The following is a 14445-nucleotide window of genomic DNA, read 5'->3' on the forward strand; positions in this document are numbered from 1 at the left end:
TTAGCCCTCCTGTCCTTCGTCACCCTTGAGGGCGCGCTTCATCGCTTCAAGTTCCTCGTCGATCTTGTCCTGCCCGGCGAGCGCGGCGATCTCGTCGGCCAGGCTCGGCTTGCTTGACTGGTCGGCCAGGCTCAGTGCCTCGGCGCGGCCTTCGGCATAGTCGACCCGGCGTTCCAGCTGGTCGAAGCGGGCCATCGCCTCGTCGACCCGCTCGCTGGCCATCAGCGTGCGCAGCTTGACGCGGTTCTCGGCGCTTTCCAGCCGCGCGGCGATCGCACCCTGACGGGCCCGGGCTTCGCGCAGCCGGTTCTGCAGCTTTTCGATGTCGAGCTCGTAAGCGCGCAGCGCATCGTCGAGCACGGTGATCTCGGCCTTCAGCTGTTCGGCCATGTCAGCAGCCTTCTTGCGTTCGACCAGGGCGGCGCGGGCCAGATCTTCGCGGTCCTTGCTTAGCGCCAGCTGGGCCTTGTCGGCCCAATCGGCCTGCAGCCGGTCGAGCTTGACCGTGTGACGGTGCATTTCCTTCTGGTCCGCGATCGTCCGCGCCGCGCTGGCCCGCACTTCGACCAGGGTTTCCTCCATCTCGAAGATAATCATCCGGATCATCTTTTCGGGATCGTCGGCCTTGTCGAGCAGGTCGCTGAAGTTGGCGGCGATGATATCACGGGTGCGGCTGAAAATGCCCATCCAGGGTACTCCGGTGGAGGAAGAAAAAGTCGGGGTAGGGGTGCGGCGAAGACGTTCGACCTCGGCCTCGAAGCGCGATGCGCGCTGACGGGGGGACTGGCCGATCGGGCCGAGGTCGGTCTGGGCCGGAACACCCATGCGGCGGGGGGACTGGGTGCCGCCATCGGGGGTTGCTTGGGATTCCGGCCCAAGCGGGGAAAAGGGGTCATGTCCCATCTTGCGGTTCACCACCGGGCTCAGGCTTGCTGAGCCGTGGCGCCCTGGATCTGGGCGACGGTGGGTGCATGTTCGACCTGGCTGGCCAGGACGAGCAGGTTGAATGAGAGCATGGCCGCCACCGAAAGGACGATCGCCTTGTCGAGGGTGCTGGCCTTGTTGATCAGGTTGGTGAACATGATGTTCCTCCACAAATTGGATTTGTTCACCTATCAGCAAGCTGCGTGCCAAATGCACAAAGTGGCTGAAATCAGCGCCCTTCCAGCCCATTCGACGAACGACATGTAGTGGCCATTGCGCGATGTTGGGATTTTTCACTATATATTGGGCATGGAGCGCAATACCCAGTTCATTGGCCAGTCGACCGCCTTTCTGGATTCGGTCGAACGCGCCAGCCGCGCCGCGCCGATGGGCCGGCCGGTGCTGGTCATCGGCGAGCGCGGTACCGGCAAGGAACTGATCGCGGAACGCCTGCACCAGCTCTCGCGGCGCTGGGCCGAGCCGCTGGTCACGCTGAACTGCGCGGCCATGCCGGAAACCTTGATCGAGGCGGAGTTGTTCGGTCATGAGCAGGGTGCCTTCACCGGCGCTACCAAGGCCCGCGCAGGAAGGTTTGAGGAAGCCGACAAAGGGACGCTTTTTCTCGACGAACTGGCCACGCTTTCATCCGGCGCGCAGGAACGGCTGCTGCGTGCGGTCGAATATGGCGAGGTGACGCGGATCGGCTCGTCACGCCCGATCAGGGTCGACGTGCGGATTGTCGCGGCGACCAACGAGGACTTGCCGCGGATGGCCGACGAGGGCCGGTTCCGTCCAGACCTGCTCGATCGGCTGAGCTTTGAGGTGATCACCTTGCCGCCGCTGCGGGTGCGCGAGGGCGATATCCGGGTGCTTACCGAATATTTCGGCCGGCGCATGGCAACCGAGGTGGGCTGGGACGATTGGCCCGGCTTTTCACCGGCAGCGATGCAGGCACTGGAAGAATACCAGTGGCCCGGCAACGTTCGCGAATTGCGCAATGTGGTGGAACGCGCGGTCTATCGCTGGGATCTGTGGGACGAACCGATCGGCCATGTGGTGTTCGATCCGTTCGACAGCCCGTGGAAGCCGGCCGCGATGCCGCGTGCGCCGGAACCGGGGGGTAGCCCTCCGCCCGCCGCTGCCGCGCCTGCCGCTCCGACCACTGCCTATGACCAGGTCACTGACTTGCGCAGCGCGGTGGACGCGCATGAAAGGGCGATCCTCGAGCAGGCGCTGGCCCGCAACCGTTTCAACCAGCGCCAGACCGCCAAGGCGCTGAACCTCAGCTATGACCAGCTTCGCCATGCGATGAAGAAGCACGGATTGAGCGAGCGGACCTGAGCCTGCCGATTAGCCGATTGGTAACCGATTTTCTCTAAATGCCATGCCGTTGGGGAGGGTTGGTTTGATGCGTACATTCTTCCAGATCTTGCTGCAAACCCCGCGGGCGATTGGTTTCGTGCTGCTGATGGGAATCGTTTTCACGGCGACCATGCTGCGCACGCCAGGCGAAGATTCTGCCGCGCGCAAGGAAGCGTCCAACCCTTGGGGCAACAACGCTTCGTCTGGCTCTTCGACCCGTGCCTATTCCGCGAAATCGAGTTCAAGCTCTTCTCACGACCGGCGCGGCGATTCCTTTGAGGCGAGCGAACGCGCCAAGGACGAAGCTTTCCGCCGTCAGGTTATCCGCGAAATGCGCGAGGAATACGAAGCTCAGAACGGCCCGGTCGATACCGGCAACGGCTACTGACCCCGCTGGCCGAGCTCCGCCATGACTGCCATAACGCTGATCAAGCGCACCTTCGTTGTCATCGTCGCATTGGTCATGCTGGGCTTCTTCGCCCTGGCCGGAGTCACGACCTACTATGAAAACAGCCCCGAAGCGCGCGAGCGGCTTGAGCTGAGCGCCAAGTCGATCGAGGACGAAGTTGACGAGGACACCGGGTTCTGGACCACGCTGTCGATGCTGGTCGCGGCCTGGTGGGATTCCGACGAACTGGTCGACGAAGCCAAGCGTGAGAAAAGCGAAGAAGCCAGGGCGAGAGCCGATCGCAAACGCGATGAAGAAGCACGCCGCTTCAATGACAGCCAGTACGATTCCGGTTCAGACTATTACCCGAACGGCAGTTGAGGGATCCTTGTCCTACTTGGTCGCGTACTGCCCGGCCTTGGCGTCAAAATTGTTCCGGGCGAAGGACTTGGCAGCCGCTGAGGTCGCGAAGACCTCGTCCTGCATGGTACCGCTGACCAGCGGGTAGCCTTGCGAGTTGTAGCGGATATCGCGCACGGTCAGCCGAAACGTCCCGTCGTCCTGACGCTGGATCAGGAAGGGGCGGGGGATTTCATCGTTCATCGGCTTGTTCCTTTTCGCGTTCGCGTTGCGCCCGGGCGGCGCGGATTGCCTGCTCGCGCGCGGCCAGCGTCAGCCAGGCCGCGCGCGAACGGAGCAAAGTGTCGCGCTGGTTGGCGAGCGGGGTGTCGTCAGCTGCACGTTGGCAGCTTTCGGCTTGCTGGATGTAGAAACTTTCAGACATCATCGCCGCACTCGCCTTTCTGGCTTTTCAGCCCAGCACTTCAATTACGGCCAGACGGGTTTCTTCGCGCGTCAGCGGGAATTACCGGGACTGGCCGGAGAGCCGCGGGCCTTGGCCGCTGCGGCTTGGGACGATGCCGACGCGGGACATCCCGCGGCGGATCGCCGGTATCATGGTATGCAAAGTCATTGTTTTGTGGGGGCAGCCTCGGGCCGCCCCGTCCTTGTATTGTTGGAAAAGGCTAATGTCGCCGCTTCCCGTGTGGCCCCGTGGGGCCGCCGCCGGGGCCACGCTCGCGAAACACGATGCGGCCCTTGCTCAGGTCATAAGGAGTCATTTCCACACGAACCCGGTCGCCCACCACCGAGCGGATGCGAAACTTTCGCATCTTCCCGGCGGTGTAAGCGATGATCCGGTGCTCGTTCTCGAGCAGCACGCCGAAGCGGCCGTCGGGAAGGATTTCGTCGATCTGGCCATCGAGGGTCAGGAGATCCTCCTTGGCCATCGACTTAAGCCTGTTCGAGCTGCACGGCCGAAGTCTTGCCGCGCTGATCGGTTTCCAGCTCGTACTTGACGCGCTGGTCCTTATCGAGCGTGCTCATTCCGGCGCGTTCGACGGCAGTGATGTGGACGAATGCGTCGCCGCCACCCTCATCGGGAGCGATAAAGCCATAGCCCTTGTCGGTATTGAAAAATTTCACGGTGCCTACCGGCATAGTCTGTTCCTTTCACGAAACACGGTTTACCCGCCGACAAAAAGCGGCCGGCGGAGCGTAGAAGCGAGATAGGGAACGAAGAGGCGGGTAGGCCGAAAAGTTCCGTCGCAGGCGACGTTAGCCCGGCTGATATAGGCGCGAACCCTGCGGAAAGCAACCGTTTACCTTTTTAGGTTGCACTTATCCCGCAAGTTCAACGCGATCAGAGTAACGATAGGTCAATATCCGGCGAGCATTATTTCCGCGGAAATTGCAGCCGGAGCCAGTCCATGCCGATCCTGTCCCTGTTTATTGCCCAGGCCGGCGCGTTTGCGCCCGAACCTCTGGCCGATCCGTTGGCGGGAATCACTCCGGACTGGCAGCTCTGCGAACTAGCTGACGAGCCAGCCAAGACCTGCCGGATGATGAGCACTTTTGTTCGCGTTGCCGGCGGGCAGTTTGAAGCCACGGATAGGCTGTCGATAAATGGATTGCCCGGTCTGGTGATCGAGATAAAATCGAAAGCCTACGTCAAGAACGGAGCGCTATGCGGCATTGCCCGGTTGAAGGACCTGGAGGGCGCTCGGATCGTGCGGCATGTGGATGGCGCAACGGCCAGGCAGGAAGCAGCGGCAATTCAATCGCTGCGGTTTCTGTATCCGGTCGAAGGCAAGGAAGTCTGCTCCGCGTTCTATCCCGATGGCGTCAACTTCAGACTGACGGCAACTGCCAATGGCAAGCCCCTTCAGGTCGATGACATGGTATTCCGCTGGGTCCACAAGGACGATGGCTACACAGTGGCCGGCTGGCAGGGCGCAATCACAACGCCGCTGGGAACTTCACGGTAGCACTTGCAATCGGCGCCAAACGCGCCTAATTGCCGCTCATCCCGACATTGTGACTCAACGAAGGGGCTGGCGCCGAAAGGGGCCGGCGCGAAACTTCATTGTCACAGTGCTGCGGCAGATGGAGTTTCAATGGCGGATATCGCGCGCATTATCGAAGTTGTCGAGCCGGAGGCCAAGGCCCTCGGTTTCGAGCTTGTGCGCGTGCGCTATTTCAAGGGCGGAGAGATCGGCCCGCTGTCCGACGCCGAGGAATATACGCTCCAGATCATGGCAGAGCGACCCGATACCGGCCAGCTTGTGATCGAGGATTGCGCCGCGCTGTCGCACCGCGTTTCCGATGCGTTCGACGCGCTGGAGGAAAAGGGCGAGGTGCTGATCGCCGACGCCTATCGTCTGGAAGTCAGCTCGCCCGGGATCGACCGGCCGCTGACCCGGGCCAAGGACTACATCAACTGGGCAGGGCACGAAGTGCGCGTCCAGCTGGAAAATCCCGTCGATGGAAACCGCAAGTCGCTGCAAGGCGATCTGATCGGGATCGAGGGTGAGACCGTGACGCTGGACGACAAGAAGTCGGGCCAGGTCTCGTTCCCGCTCAGCGACATTCATTCCGCCAAGCTGGTCCTGACCGACCGGCTGATCGCCGCCACCCGCCCGCTGGATACCAGCGGGGCCGATGAAATTCTCGAAGAAGAACAGGAAGACTGAACATGGCCAGTCCGATTTCCGCCAACCGTGCCGAACTGCTCGCGATCGCCACCTCGGTTGCCAACGAAAAACTGATCGACAAGTCGATCGTGATCGAGGCGATGGAAGAAGCGATCCAGAAGAGCGCCCGCAACCGCTATGGCGCCGAAAACGATATCCGCGCCAAGCTCGATCCGCGCACCGGCGATCTGCGTCTGTGGCGCGTGGTCGAAGTGGTCGAAGAAGTTGAAGACTACTTCAAGCAGGTCGATCTCAAGCAGGCCGCCAAACTCGATCCCGATGCCAAGCTGGGCGACTTCATCGTCGATCCGCTGCCCCCGGTCGATCTCGGCCGGATCGACGCGCAGTCGGCCAAGCAGGTGATCTTCCAGAAGGTCCGCGATGCCGAGCGTGAACGCCAGTTCGAGGAATTCAAGGATCGCGCCGGCGAAATGGTCACCGGCGTGATCAAGTCGGTCGAATTCGGCCACGTGATCGTCAACCTCGGCCGCGCCGAAGGGGTGATCCGCCGCGATCAGCAGATCCCGCGCGAAGTTGCCCGCGTCGGCGAACGCGTCCGCGCGCTGATCCTCAAGGTCGAGCGTCAGAACCGCGGTCCCCAGATCTTCCTTAGCCGCGCCCACCCGGACTTCATGAAGAAGCTGTTCGAGCAGGAAGTGCCGGAAATCTACGACGGGATCATCACGATCCAGGCCGCCGCCCGCGATCCGGGCAGCCGCGCCAAGATCGGCGTGATCAGCCGCGACAGCAGCATCGACCCGGTCGGCGCCTGCGTCGGTATGAAGGGCAGCCGCGTTCAGGCGGTCGTCCAGGAAATGCAGGGCGAAAAGATCGACATCATCCCCTGGAGCGAAGATACCGCGACCTTCGTGGTCAACGCGCTGCAGCCGGCCACGGTCAGCCGCGTGGTAATCGACGAAGAGGAAAGCCGGATCGAAGTGGTGGTCCCCGATGACCAGCTTTCGCTGGCGATCGGTCGCCGCGGCCAGAACGTCCGCCTGGCCAGCCAGCTCACCGGCAGCCAGATCGACATCCTGACCGAGCAGGAAGCCAGCGAAAAGCGCCAGAAGGAATTCGCCGAGCGTTCGAAGATGTTCGAGGAAGAACTCGACGTCGACGAAACCCTCTCGCAGTTGCTGGTGGCCGAAGGCTTCAGCGAGCTGGAGGAAGTCGCCTATATCGAACTGGCCGAACTCGCCACGATCGAAGGCTTCGACGAGGAACTGGCCGAAGAGCTGCAGAGCCGCGCCCAGGAAGCTCTGGATCGCCGCGAAGCCGCCTACCGCGAACAGCGGCAGGGGCTGGGCGTCGAGGATGCCCTTGCCGAAATGCCCCACCTGACCGAGCAGATGCTGGTCACGCTGGGCAAGGCCGGGATCAAGACGCTCGACGATCTCGCCGATCTCGCCACCGACGAACTGATCGCGAAGAAGCGGCAGGAACAGCGCCGCCGCGATGGCAGCGCCCCGGCCCGCAAGGAACGCGAGCAGGACCGTGGCGGCGTGCTGGGCGAATATGGCCTCAGCGAAGAGCAGGGCAACGAGATCATCATGGCCGCGCGCGCGCACTGGTTCGAAGACGAGCCAGCCACAGAGGAGGCCGCAAATGCGGATTCCTCACAATGAGCCGCTAGGTTCCGCAGCCCCTGAAGCGCCCGAGCGGCGCTGCATCCTGACCGGGGACCACGGTTCCCGGGATGATTTGCTGCGCCTGGCGATTTCTCCGGACGGACTGGTCCTGCCCGATGCCCTGGCCCGTGCGCCGGGGCGGGGGGCGTGGATCGGCGTGTCGCGCGCCGACCTTGAAACGGCGCTGGCCAAGGGCAAGCTGAAGGGCGCCCTGGCGCGGGCGTTCAAGGGCGCCGCGCTGACGATTCCCGATGACCTGGCTGAGCGCGCCGAAGCGGCTTTGCTGCGGGCTTTCACCGAACGGCTCGGGCTGGAAATGAAAAGCGGCAAGCTGCTGCTCGGCTCCGACCGGATTGCCGAGAACGCACGGATGGGCAAGGTCACCTGGCTGGCCCATGCGGCCGATGCCAGCGAGGATGGCTCGCGCAAGCTCGATCAGGCCTGGCGGGTCGGGCGCGAACTGGAAGGATCAGGGGCGGCCGGGTTAACCTTGCCTCTGGACCGGGCGGCGCTGTCTGTGGCATTGGGCCGCGACAATGTCGTCCACCTGGCGCTGACCGACCCCCGATCGGCGGAAAGGCTGGAAGTCCCGCTCCGGCGCTTGCTGCGCTTTTTGGGGCAGGGCCATACGAACGATCAGGGCAATGGCGGGGAACCGGCCGATCCGGCTGGACCTGCGCCCGCGACGACAATTTGATATTTTGAAGGACTGGTTAGAGACATGAGCGATAGCGAAAACAAACCGACTTTGGGCCGCAAGCCGCTGGGTCTGAAGAAGTCGGTCGAAGCGGGCCAGGTCCAGCAGACCTTCAGCCACGGCCGCACCAACAAGGTGGTGGTCGAGGTGAAGAGCCGCAAGCTCATCCGCAAGCCGGGTGAAGCGGCGGTCGCGCCGCCGCCGCCGCCTCCGCCGCCCCCTGCTCCTGCGCCCGTCGCCGCAGCGCCCAAGCCGGCACCCCGGGCTTCGGCTCCGGCTGGCGAAACCCCGCAGGAACGCGTCGCCCGGATGCAGCGCGAAGCCGAGGAAGCGCGGCTGGCAATGCTGGAAGAGCAGACCCGGCGCGAATCCGAAGAGCGTCAGCGCGCGCTTGAGGAAGAACGCCGCCGCGCCGAGGAAAACCGCAAGGCCGAAGCCGAAGCCGCCGCCCAGACCTCAGCTGCGCCGGAACCCGCTGCGGAAGCGGCAGCTGAGCCCGCCGAACCGGCCGAGGACGAAGCCCCGCGCGACAACGCCGCACCGGCACCGCGCCGCTTCACGCCGGTGGCCGCGCCCAAGCGGCCCGAGGCTCCGGCCAAGAAGATCGCCCACCCGCGCGACAAGCAGGGTGACCAGCGCCGCCACGCCGGCAAGCTGACTGTCAGCCGCGCGCTCAATGAAGACGAAGGCGCCCGCGCCCGCTCGCTCGCCGCGCTGAAGCGCGCCCGCGAAAAGGAAAAGCGCGCGCACTTCGCCGGGCAGAGCCAGCCGCGCGAGAAGCAGGTCCGCGACGTGGTGGTGCCTGAAGCGATCACCGTGCAGGAACTGGCCAACCGTATGGCCGAAAAGGGCGCGGACCTCGTCAAGGCGCTGTTCAAGATGGGCATGATGGTCACCGTCAACCAGACGATCGACCAGGATACGGCCGAACTGCTGGTCGAGGAATTCGGCCACAATATCCAGCGCGTCTCTGAAAGCGATGTCGATATCGATACTGCGGCCGACGTCGATCCAGAGGATTCGCTGAAGCCGCGTCCGCCGGTGGTGACGATCATGGGCCACGTCGATCACGGCAAGACCAGCCTGCTCGATGCACTGCGCGGGACCGATGTGGTCAAGGGCGAAGCCGGCGGCATCACCCAGCATATCGGCGCCTATCAGATCAAGACCAAGGGCGGCGAACTGATCACCTTCCTCGATACCCCGGGCCACGAAGCCTTCACCGAAATGCGCCAGCGCGGCGCAAACGTGACCGACATCGTGATCCTGGTGGTGGCCGGCGATGACGGGCTGATGCCGCAGACGATCGAGGCGATCAACCATACCAAGGCGGCCGGCGTGCCGATGATCGTGGCGATCACCAAGAGCGACAAGCCGGAATTCAACCCGCAAAAGATCCGCGAACGCCTGCTCGAGCACGAGATTCTGGTCGAGGCGATGTCGGGCGAAGTGCAGGATGTCGAGGTTTCGGCCAAGACCGGGGCCGGGCTTGACGATCTGATCGAGAAGATCCTGCTGCAGGCCGAACTGCTCGAACTGCGCGCCAATCCGGATCGCGCCGCCGAAGCAACCGTGGTCGAAGCAAAGCTCGACAAGGGCAAGGGGCCGCTGGCGACGGTGCTGATCAACCGCGGTACGCTGAAGGTTGGTGATATCCTGGTCGTCGGCACCCATTCGGGCCGCGTCCGCGCGATGCTTGATGACAAGGGCCGCCAGATCAAGGCCGCGCCGCCGGCATTGCCGGTCGAGGTGCTCGGCCTTGGCGGCGTGCCGATGGCCGGCGATACGCTGACCGTGGTCGACAACGAGGCCCGCGCCCGCGAAGTCGCCGCATTCCGTCAGGAACGCGCCACTGCCAAGCGGACCACTTCTGCTCCGGCCACGATCGAGAACATGTTCTCGGCGCTGTCGGCAAAGCATGCGGTGATTGAATATCCGGTGGTGATCCGCTCGGACGTTCAGGGCTCGACCGAAGCGATCGTCAATGCGCTGGGCAAGCTGTCGAACGACGAGATCAAGGTCCGCATCCTGCAATCGGGCGTGGGTGCGATCACCGAAAGCGACGTGGCTCTGGCCCAGGCCAGCGGTGCGCCGATCATCGGCTTCAACGTCCGCCCCAATGCCAAGGCGCGCGAACTGATCGAACGCCAGAAGGTGCACCTGAAGTACTTCGACGTGATCTATCACCTGACCGAGGAAGTGGCCAAGGAAATGGCCGGCATCTGGGGTCCGGAGCGGATCGAGCACGTCGTCGGACGGGCTGAGGTCAAGGAAGTGTTCCCGGCCGGCAAGCGCGACAAGGCGGCAGGTCTGCTGGTGCTCGAAGGTGGGATCAAGAAGGGCCTCTACGCCCGTCTTACCCGCGACGATGTCATCGTTTCGAAGACCACCATCGCCTCGCTGCGCCGCTTCAAGGACGACGTCCCCGAAGTCCGTGCAGGTCTGGAATGCGGCGTCGTGCTGCAGGACACCAACGACATCAAGCCGGGCGACATGCTCGAAGTGTTTGAGGTCGAGGAGCGCGAACGGACGCTGTAATCGATGGCCGAAAGCCGCGAACGCAGGAAGCCCGAATCCAGCTCTGAGGCGAAGCCGAAGAGCTGGTGGGCGCGCAATGGCGGAGCGGTCAAACAAGGTGCGGACGCCGGATTTTGGTCCGGTTGCCTGCCAGTATTGGTCGTGATGCTTGCGTTGCCTTTGGGATTATTCTTCTGATGTCCAGCCAGTCCGCCACCCCCGAAACCCGCTCGGTCCGTCTGCTCAAGGTGGGGGAGCAGGTGCGCCATGTGATCAGTGAACTGCTCAGCCGGCAGATGGTCCATGACGATGTCCTGACGGCCCACGCGGTTAGCGTGACCGAGGTGCGGATGAGCCCGGACCTGCGCCATGCGACCGTCTTCGTGAAGCCGCTGCTGGGGGCGGACGAGGAGATCGTGCTCAAGGCGCTGCGCACCCACACCGCCTATTTCCAGAAGGAAGTGGCCGGCAAGCTGCGGCTCAAATATGCCGCGCGGATCAAGTTCCTGCCAGACGAAAGCTTTGACGTCGCCGAAAAGATCGAGACCTTGCTGCGCGATCCCAAGGTCCAGCGCGATCTGGGCGAGGATTGACTGACTTGCAAAGGCCCTGCGGAGCTGCAAGTCTAAATGCCTGACGAGTCAGGAGAATGCCAATGCACCGGTTCTTGACGGCCCTTGTTGCCTTGTTCTGCCTGTTGCTGGCGAATCCGGCTTTGGCCCGAGAAGCGCAGCCTGGATTGTTTATCAGTCCGGGTGAGGCCTGGGCTTTCAAGGTGGTGAACGGCCAGCCGGCCGAAGCCCGCAAACTGTCGCCCGATGACAAGCTTGCAAAAGGCGAGATTGTTGCCAGTTTCTCGGAAGATGGTTCGATGTTGAGGGTTCGAAACAGCGGGGACGTGTCCTTCAACTATCAGGCCTTCATTTCCCGAAATCCTGAGGACAAGGGCAAGCGAACCTCGGTTTGCACGCTCATCCCCAACGTCGCGATGATGGAAAGCTGGCCTGGCGGATTGCCGGGGTTGCGGCTCACAAATTTCTCCGATGCCGGAGAAGGGATGATCTGCGCCTGATTGGCGACTAGTCCGGCACCAGCCGGGCCTGGATCGTGATCGCGACCTTCTTGCCGACGATCAGGCCATAGGATGTCATTCCGAAATCGCGGCGGTTGATCGTGGTCGTCGCGGTCAGGTTGATTGCCTGCTGGCCGCTGGCCCGGGACGGCGGTTCGGCAAAGGTCACCGCCAGGCTGACCGGACGGGTGATCCCGCGCGCGGTCAGTTGTCCATCGACCCGCGCCGTAACCGGCCCGGTCATCGCCATACGGCGACCGGAAAAACGGATCGACGGATGGTTGGCGACATCGAAGAAGGCCTTGCCCTTGAGGTAATCGGTGTCGGTCTTGCTGCCGGCCGTCATCGCGCGGGCATCGAGGTCGACTTCAAGGTCGATCGTATCGAGCCGGTCGGGCGAAAGCCGGATCGACCCGCGCATTGCCGGAAACTGCGCGGTCTTGTGGCCAAGACCAAAGTAGGAAACCCGCGCGCTGACTTGCGAAGAGGCGCTGTCCAGCCGGTAACGATAGGCCGGGCCGGCCGCAGCCGTGGTCAGTATCAGGAGCAGGGCAGCGCAGAACCGCATCGGCATAGGCATTATCGGCGCGGATTGGGCTTCCCCGCCGCGCCTGTCAATCGCTCTGGCCTTTTCGCTGTGAACCCTTATCTGACAGCCTCATGGCCAAGCTCTATTTCTACTATGCCAGCATGAACGCGGGGAAATCGACCACGCTGCTGCAGGCGAATTTCAACTACCACGAACGCGGCATGACGACGATGCTGTGGACCGCTGCCTTGGACGATCGCGGCGGGGACAAGGCGATTGAAAGCCGGATCGGCCTGCACGCCGATGCCCACCGCTTCGATGCCGCGACCGACCTGTGGGACCGGATCGGCGCGGCGAACCGGGTCGAACCGCTGGCCTGCGTTCTGGTCGACGAGGCGCAGTTCCTGACCCAGCAGCAGGTCTGGCAATTGGCGCGGGTGGTGGACGAGGCCGGCATTCCTGTGGTCTGCTATGGCCTGCGCACCGATTTTCAGGGCGAACTGTTCCCCGGCTCGGCTACCCTGCTCGGCATTGCCGACAATCTGGTCGAACTGAAAGGCGTATGCCACTGCGGCCGCAAGGCCAGCATGAACCTGCGTGTCGATGCCAGCGGCGCGGCGGTCAAGCAGGGGGCCCAGACCGAGATCGGCGGCAACGACCGCTATGTCGCATTGTGTCGCAGGCACTTCACCGAGGCATTGGAAGGATGAGCGGGGCAATGCGCACTATCGCAATTGGAGTGTTGCTGGGCCTCGGCCTCGCCGACACCGCAGCTGCCAGGCCGGCCCCGGAATGGCCGAAGCTGGGGGTGGAGACCAGTCTGGTCTTTCCCGACCGCACCGTGCGCCTGTTTGAGCCTGATGGCGATACCGGGCTTTGGCTGATGGACCGGCAGCGCCGCTGGTATTACCTCACGCTGGCCGAGCCGTGTGCGGGCCTCAGTTCGGCCGGCTCGATCGGCTATCACATGCGCGGCCCATCGCACCTGCGCCGCTCCAGCTTGATCCTGGTCGATGACGAGAAGTGTCTTGTGACGAGCATGGTCACCGCGGCCAGGCCCCTGCCGCGCAACGAACGCGAGATTGCGCGGCAAGCGGCCGCAGAAGGTACCCAGACCCCATGAACGATACCCTGTTTCAGGTCGCCGCGCTGATCATCCCGCTGATCATCGCGATCGTGTTTCACGAGGTCGCCCACGGCTGGACCGCGCGGGCGCTGGGCGACAATACCGCGGCCAACCTTGGCCGGCTCAGCCTCAACCCGATCAAGCACGTCGATCCGTTCGGCACGATCATCCTGCCGGGCATGCTCAAGCTGGCCGGCCTGCCGGTGTTCGGCTGGGCCAAGCCGGTGCCGGTGATCAAGGGCCGCCTGCGCAACCCCCGCCGCGACATGATGATCGTCGCCGCCGCCGGGCCGAGCAGCAACCTGATCATGGCGCTGATTGGCGCGGTGCTGCTGGGGCTGTTTATGCGGGTCTATGCGGGACAGGGCGAACCTTCGCTGGCGATCGGATTTCTGGCTGCCAACCTGGTCAACTTCATCTTGCTCAACGTCTTCCTCGCCCTGTTCAATCTGCTGCCGATCCCGCCGTTCGATGGTGGTCACATTGTCGAAGGCCTGCTGCCCCCACAGGTCGCGCGCAAATATGCCGGGCTGCACAACAAGGCGCTGCTGATCATGATCCTACTGTTGGTGGTGGTACCGTATCTGGTGCCCAGCCTGAACATCGTCAGCTGGCTGATCTTGCCGCCGGTGCAGTGGCTGTCGGAGCACTATATGGCGCTGGCCGGGCTGATTGCCGGACGCTGAACCTATGCCCCACGGCTGGATCATTCTCGACAAGCCGCATGAGCTTGGCTCGACCCAGGCAGTCGCGGCGGTCAAGCGGGTGTGCCGCGAGGCCGGGTTGGGCAAGGTCAAGGTCGGCCACGGCGGCACGCTCGATCCGCTCGCCACCGGGGTCCTGCCGATCGCGCTGGGAGAGGCGACCAAGCTGACCGGGCGGATGCTCGATGGCAACAAGGTCTATGCCTTCACCGTCGCCTTCGGGGCGGAGACCGACACGCTCGATCTGGAAGGCAAGGTAATTGCGCAAAGCGACGTGCGGCCTTCGCGGGCCGAGACCGAAGCCGTGTTGCCGCGCTTTACCGGGCCGATCGAGCAGGTTCCGCCGGCATATTCGGCGCTGAAGGTTGATGGCGAACGGGCCTATGATCTGGCCCGAGCCGGGGCGACAGTGGAGCTGCAGGCGCGTGCCGTGACAGTTTACACTCTTAAGCCCCTCCCCTTCAGG

The 14445-nt window shown here is 63.6% G+C and carries 22 protein-coding genes; 15 read left to right on the plus strand and 7 right to left on the minus strand.

From position 1 onward, the window contains the following. Both pspA and B2V17_RS05460 read right to left on the minus strand, forming a co-directional pair. Positions 1–825: a phage shock protein PspA gene (pspA, locus tag B2V17_RS05455; protein ID WP_292996054.1), complete on the minus strand. Its 825-nt coding sequence runs from the start codon at positions 823–825 to the stop codon at positions 1–3. A 98-nt stretch (positions 826–923) separates the two neighbouring features. After that, complete coding sequence (locus B2V17_RS05460) at positions 924–1082, minus strand: hypothetical protein (RefSeq protein WP_292996008.1); 159 nt, start codon at positions 1080–1082, stop codon at positions 924–926. 151 nt (positions 1083–1233) lie between these two features. Here B2V17_RS05460 and pspF point away from each other — a divergent pair, with 151 nt between their 5' ends. The 3 genes from pspF to B2V17_RS05475 all read left to right on the plus strand — a co-directional run bounded on the left by pspF (position 1234) and on the right by B2V17_RS05475 (position 3055). After that, complete coding sequence (gene pspF / locus B2V17_RS05465) at positions 1234–2265, plus strand: phage shock protein operon transcriptional activator (protein ID WP_292996010.1); 1032 nt, start codon at positions 1234–1236, stop codon at positions 2263–2265. 67 nt (positions 2266–2332) lie between these two features. Further along, a complete protein-coding gene (locus B2V17_RS05470) occupies positions 2333–2674 on the plus strand; it encodes a hypothetical protein (protein ID WP_292996012.1) in 342 nt (113 codons plus the stop codon). 21 nt (positions 2675–2695) lie between these two features. Further along, entirely contained in the window at positions 2696–3055 is a 360-nt protein-coding gene (locus B2V17_RS05475; RefSeq protein ID WP_292996014.1) for a hypothetical protein, read from the plus strand. 12 nt (positions 3056–3067) lie between these two features. On the opposite strand, the gene B2V17_RS05480 is transcribed toward B2V17_RS05475, so the two are convergent. The 4 genes from B2V17_RS05480 to B2V17_RS05495 form a co-directional block, all read right to left on the minus strand. Continuing rightward, positions 3068–3277 (minus strand): hypothetical protein, encoded by a 210-nt coding sequence (locus B2V17_RS05480; RefSeq protein ID WP_292996016.1) that lies wholly within the window; start codon positions 3275–3277, stop codon positions 3068–3070. Next, complete coding sequence (locus tag B2V17_RS05485) at positions 3267–3461, minus strand: hypothetical protein (RefSeq protein ID WP_292996018.1); 195 nt, start codon at positions 3459–3461, stop codon at positions 3267–3269. Before B2V17_RS05485 ends, B2V17_RS05480 begins: the two co-directional genes overlap by 11 nt. A gap of 238 nt (positions 3462–3699) precedes the next feature. After that, positions 3700–3963: a translation initiation factor IF-1 gene (gene infA, locus B2V17_RS05490; RefSeq protein WP_292996020.1), complete on the minus strand. Its 264-nt coding sequence runs from the start codon at positions 3961–3963 to the stop codon at positions 3700–3702. Positions 3964–3967: 4 nt separating this feature from the next. Beyond that, on the minus strand, positions 3968–4174 hold the full coding sequence (locus tag B2V17_RS05495) for a cold-shock protein (protein WP_292996022.1): 207 nt from the start codon (positions 4172–4174) through the stop codon (positions 3968–3970). 269 nt (positions 4175–4443) lie between these two features. On the opposite strand from B2V17_RS05495, the gene B2V17_RS05500 reads away from it, so the two are divergent. From B2V17_RS05500 to B2V17_RS05535, 8 genes are all read left to right on the plus strand, one after another. Then, the gene (locus tag B2V17_RS05500; protein ID WP_292996024.1) at positions 4444–5001 is read left to right on the plus strand and encodes a hypothetical protein; all 558 of its coding nucleotides are present in this window, start codon (positions 4444–4446) and stop codon (positions 4999–5001) included. Positions 5002–5130: 129 nt separating this feature from the next. Continuing rightward, a complete protein-coding gene (rimP, locus tag B2V17_RS05505; protein ID WP_292996026.1) occupies positions 5131–5706 on the plus strand; it encodes a ribosome maturation protein RimP in 576 nt (191 codons plus the stop codon). A gap of 2 nt (positions 5707–5708) precedes the next feature. Then, positions 5709–7331, plus strand: coding sequence for a transcription termination factor NusA (gene nusA / locus B2V17_RS05510; RefSeq protein ID WP_292996028.1), 1623 nt, complete (start codon positions 5709–5711; stop codon positions 7329–7331). Next, positions 7312–8031 (plus strand): DUF448 domain-containing protein, encoded by a 720-nt coding sequence (locus B2V17_RS05515; protein WP_292996030.1) that lies wholly within the window; start codon positions 7312–7314, stop codon positions 8029–8031. The genes nusA and B2V17_RS05515 overlap by 20 nt, the downstream gene beginning before the upstream one ends. A 24-nt stretch (positions 8032–8055) precedes the next feature. Beyond that, positions 8056–10569 carry a translation initiation factor IF-2 gene (gene infB, locus B2V17_RS05520; protein WP_292996032.1) on the plus strand — a complete coding sequence of 838 codons (2514 nt, stop codon included), beginning with the start codon at positions 8056–8058 and terminating at the stop codon, positions 10567–10569. Between the two features lie 3 nt (positions 10570–10572). Beyond that, on the plus strand, positions 10573–10746 hold the full coding sequence (locus tag B2V17_RS05525) for a hypothetical protein (protein WP_292996034.1): 174 nt from the start codon (positions 10573–10575) through the stop codon (positions 10744–10746). Beyond that, on the plus strand, positions 10746–11141 hold the full coding sequence (gene rbfA / locus B2V17_RS05530) for a 30S ribosome-binding factor RbfA (RefSeq protein WP_292996036.1): 396 nt from the start codon (positions 10746–10748) through the stop codon (positions 11139–11141). Before B2V17_RS05525 ends, rbfA begins: the two co-directional genes overlap by 1 nt. A 92-nt stretch (positions 11142–11233) precedes the next feature. Continuing rightward, on the plus strand, positions 11234–11620 hold the full coding sequence (locus B2V17_RS05535) for a hypothetical protein (protein ID WP_292996038.1): 387 nt from the start codon (positions 11234–11236) through the stop codon (positions 11618–11620). 7 nt (positions 11621–11627) lie between these two features. Here the strand turns inward: B2V17_RS05535 and B2V17_RS05540 are convergent, their stop codons facing one another. Next, a complete protein-coding gene (locus B2V17_RS05540; RefSeq protein ID WP_292996040.1) occupies positions 11628–12200 on the minus strand; it encodes a YceI family protein in 573 nt (190 codons plus the stop codon). 80 nt (positions 12201–12280) lie between these two features. On the opposite strand from B2V17_RS05540, the gene B2V17_RS05545 reads away from it, so the two are divergent. From B2V17_RS05545 to truB, 4 genes are all read left to right on the plus strand, one after another. Beyond that, positions 12281–12859 (plus strand): thymidine kinase, encoded by a 579-nt coding sequence (locus tag B2V17_RS05545; RefSeq protein ID WP_292996042.1) that lies wholly within the window; start codon positions 12281–12283, stop codon positions 12857–12859. Positions 12860–12867: 8 nt separating this feature from the next. Continuing rightward, the gene (locus B2V17_RS05550) at positions 12868–13272 is read left to right on the plus strand and encodes a DUF6491 family protein (RefSeq protein ID WP_292996044.1); all 405 of its coding nucleotides are present in this window, start codon (positions 12868–12870) and stop codon (positions 13270–13272) included. After that, entirely contained in the window at positions 13269–13961 is a 693-nt protein-coding gene (locus B2V17_RS05555) for a site-2 protease family protein (RefSeq protein ID WP_292996046.1), read from the plus strand. Before B2V17_RS05550 ends, B2V17_RS05555 begins: the two co-directional genes overlap by 4 nt. Before the next feature lie 4 nt (positions 13962–13965). Next, positions 13966–14445 (plus strand): tRNA pseudouridine(55) synthase TruB (gene truB, locus B2V17_RS05560; protein ID WP_292996048.1); only part of this gene is annotated, 480 nt, incomplete at its 3' end.

The sequence above is a fragment of the Novosphingobium sp. UBA6272 genome (assembly GCF_002440635.1).
In the GTDB taxonomy this organism is placed as follows: domain Bacteria; phylum Pseudomonadota; class Alphaproteobacteria; order Sphingomonadales; family Sphingomonadaceae; genus Novosphingobium.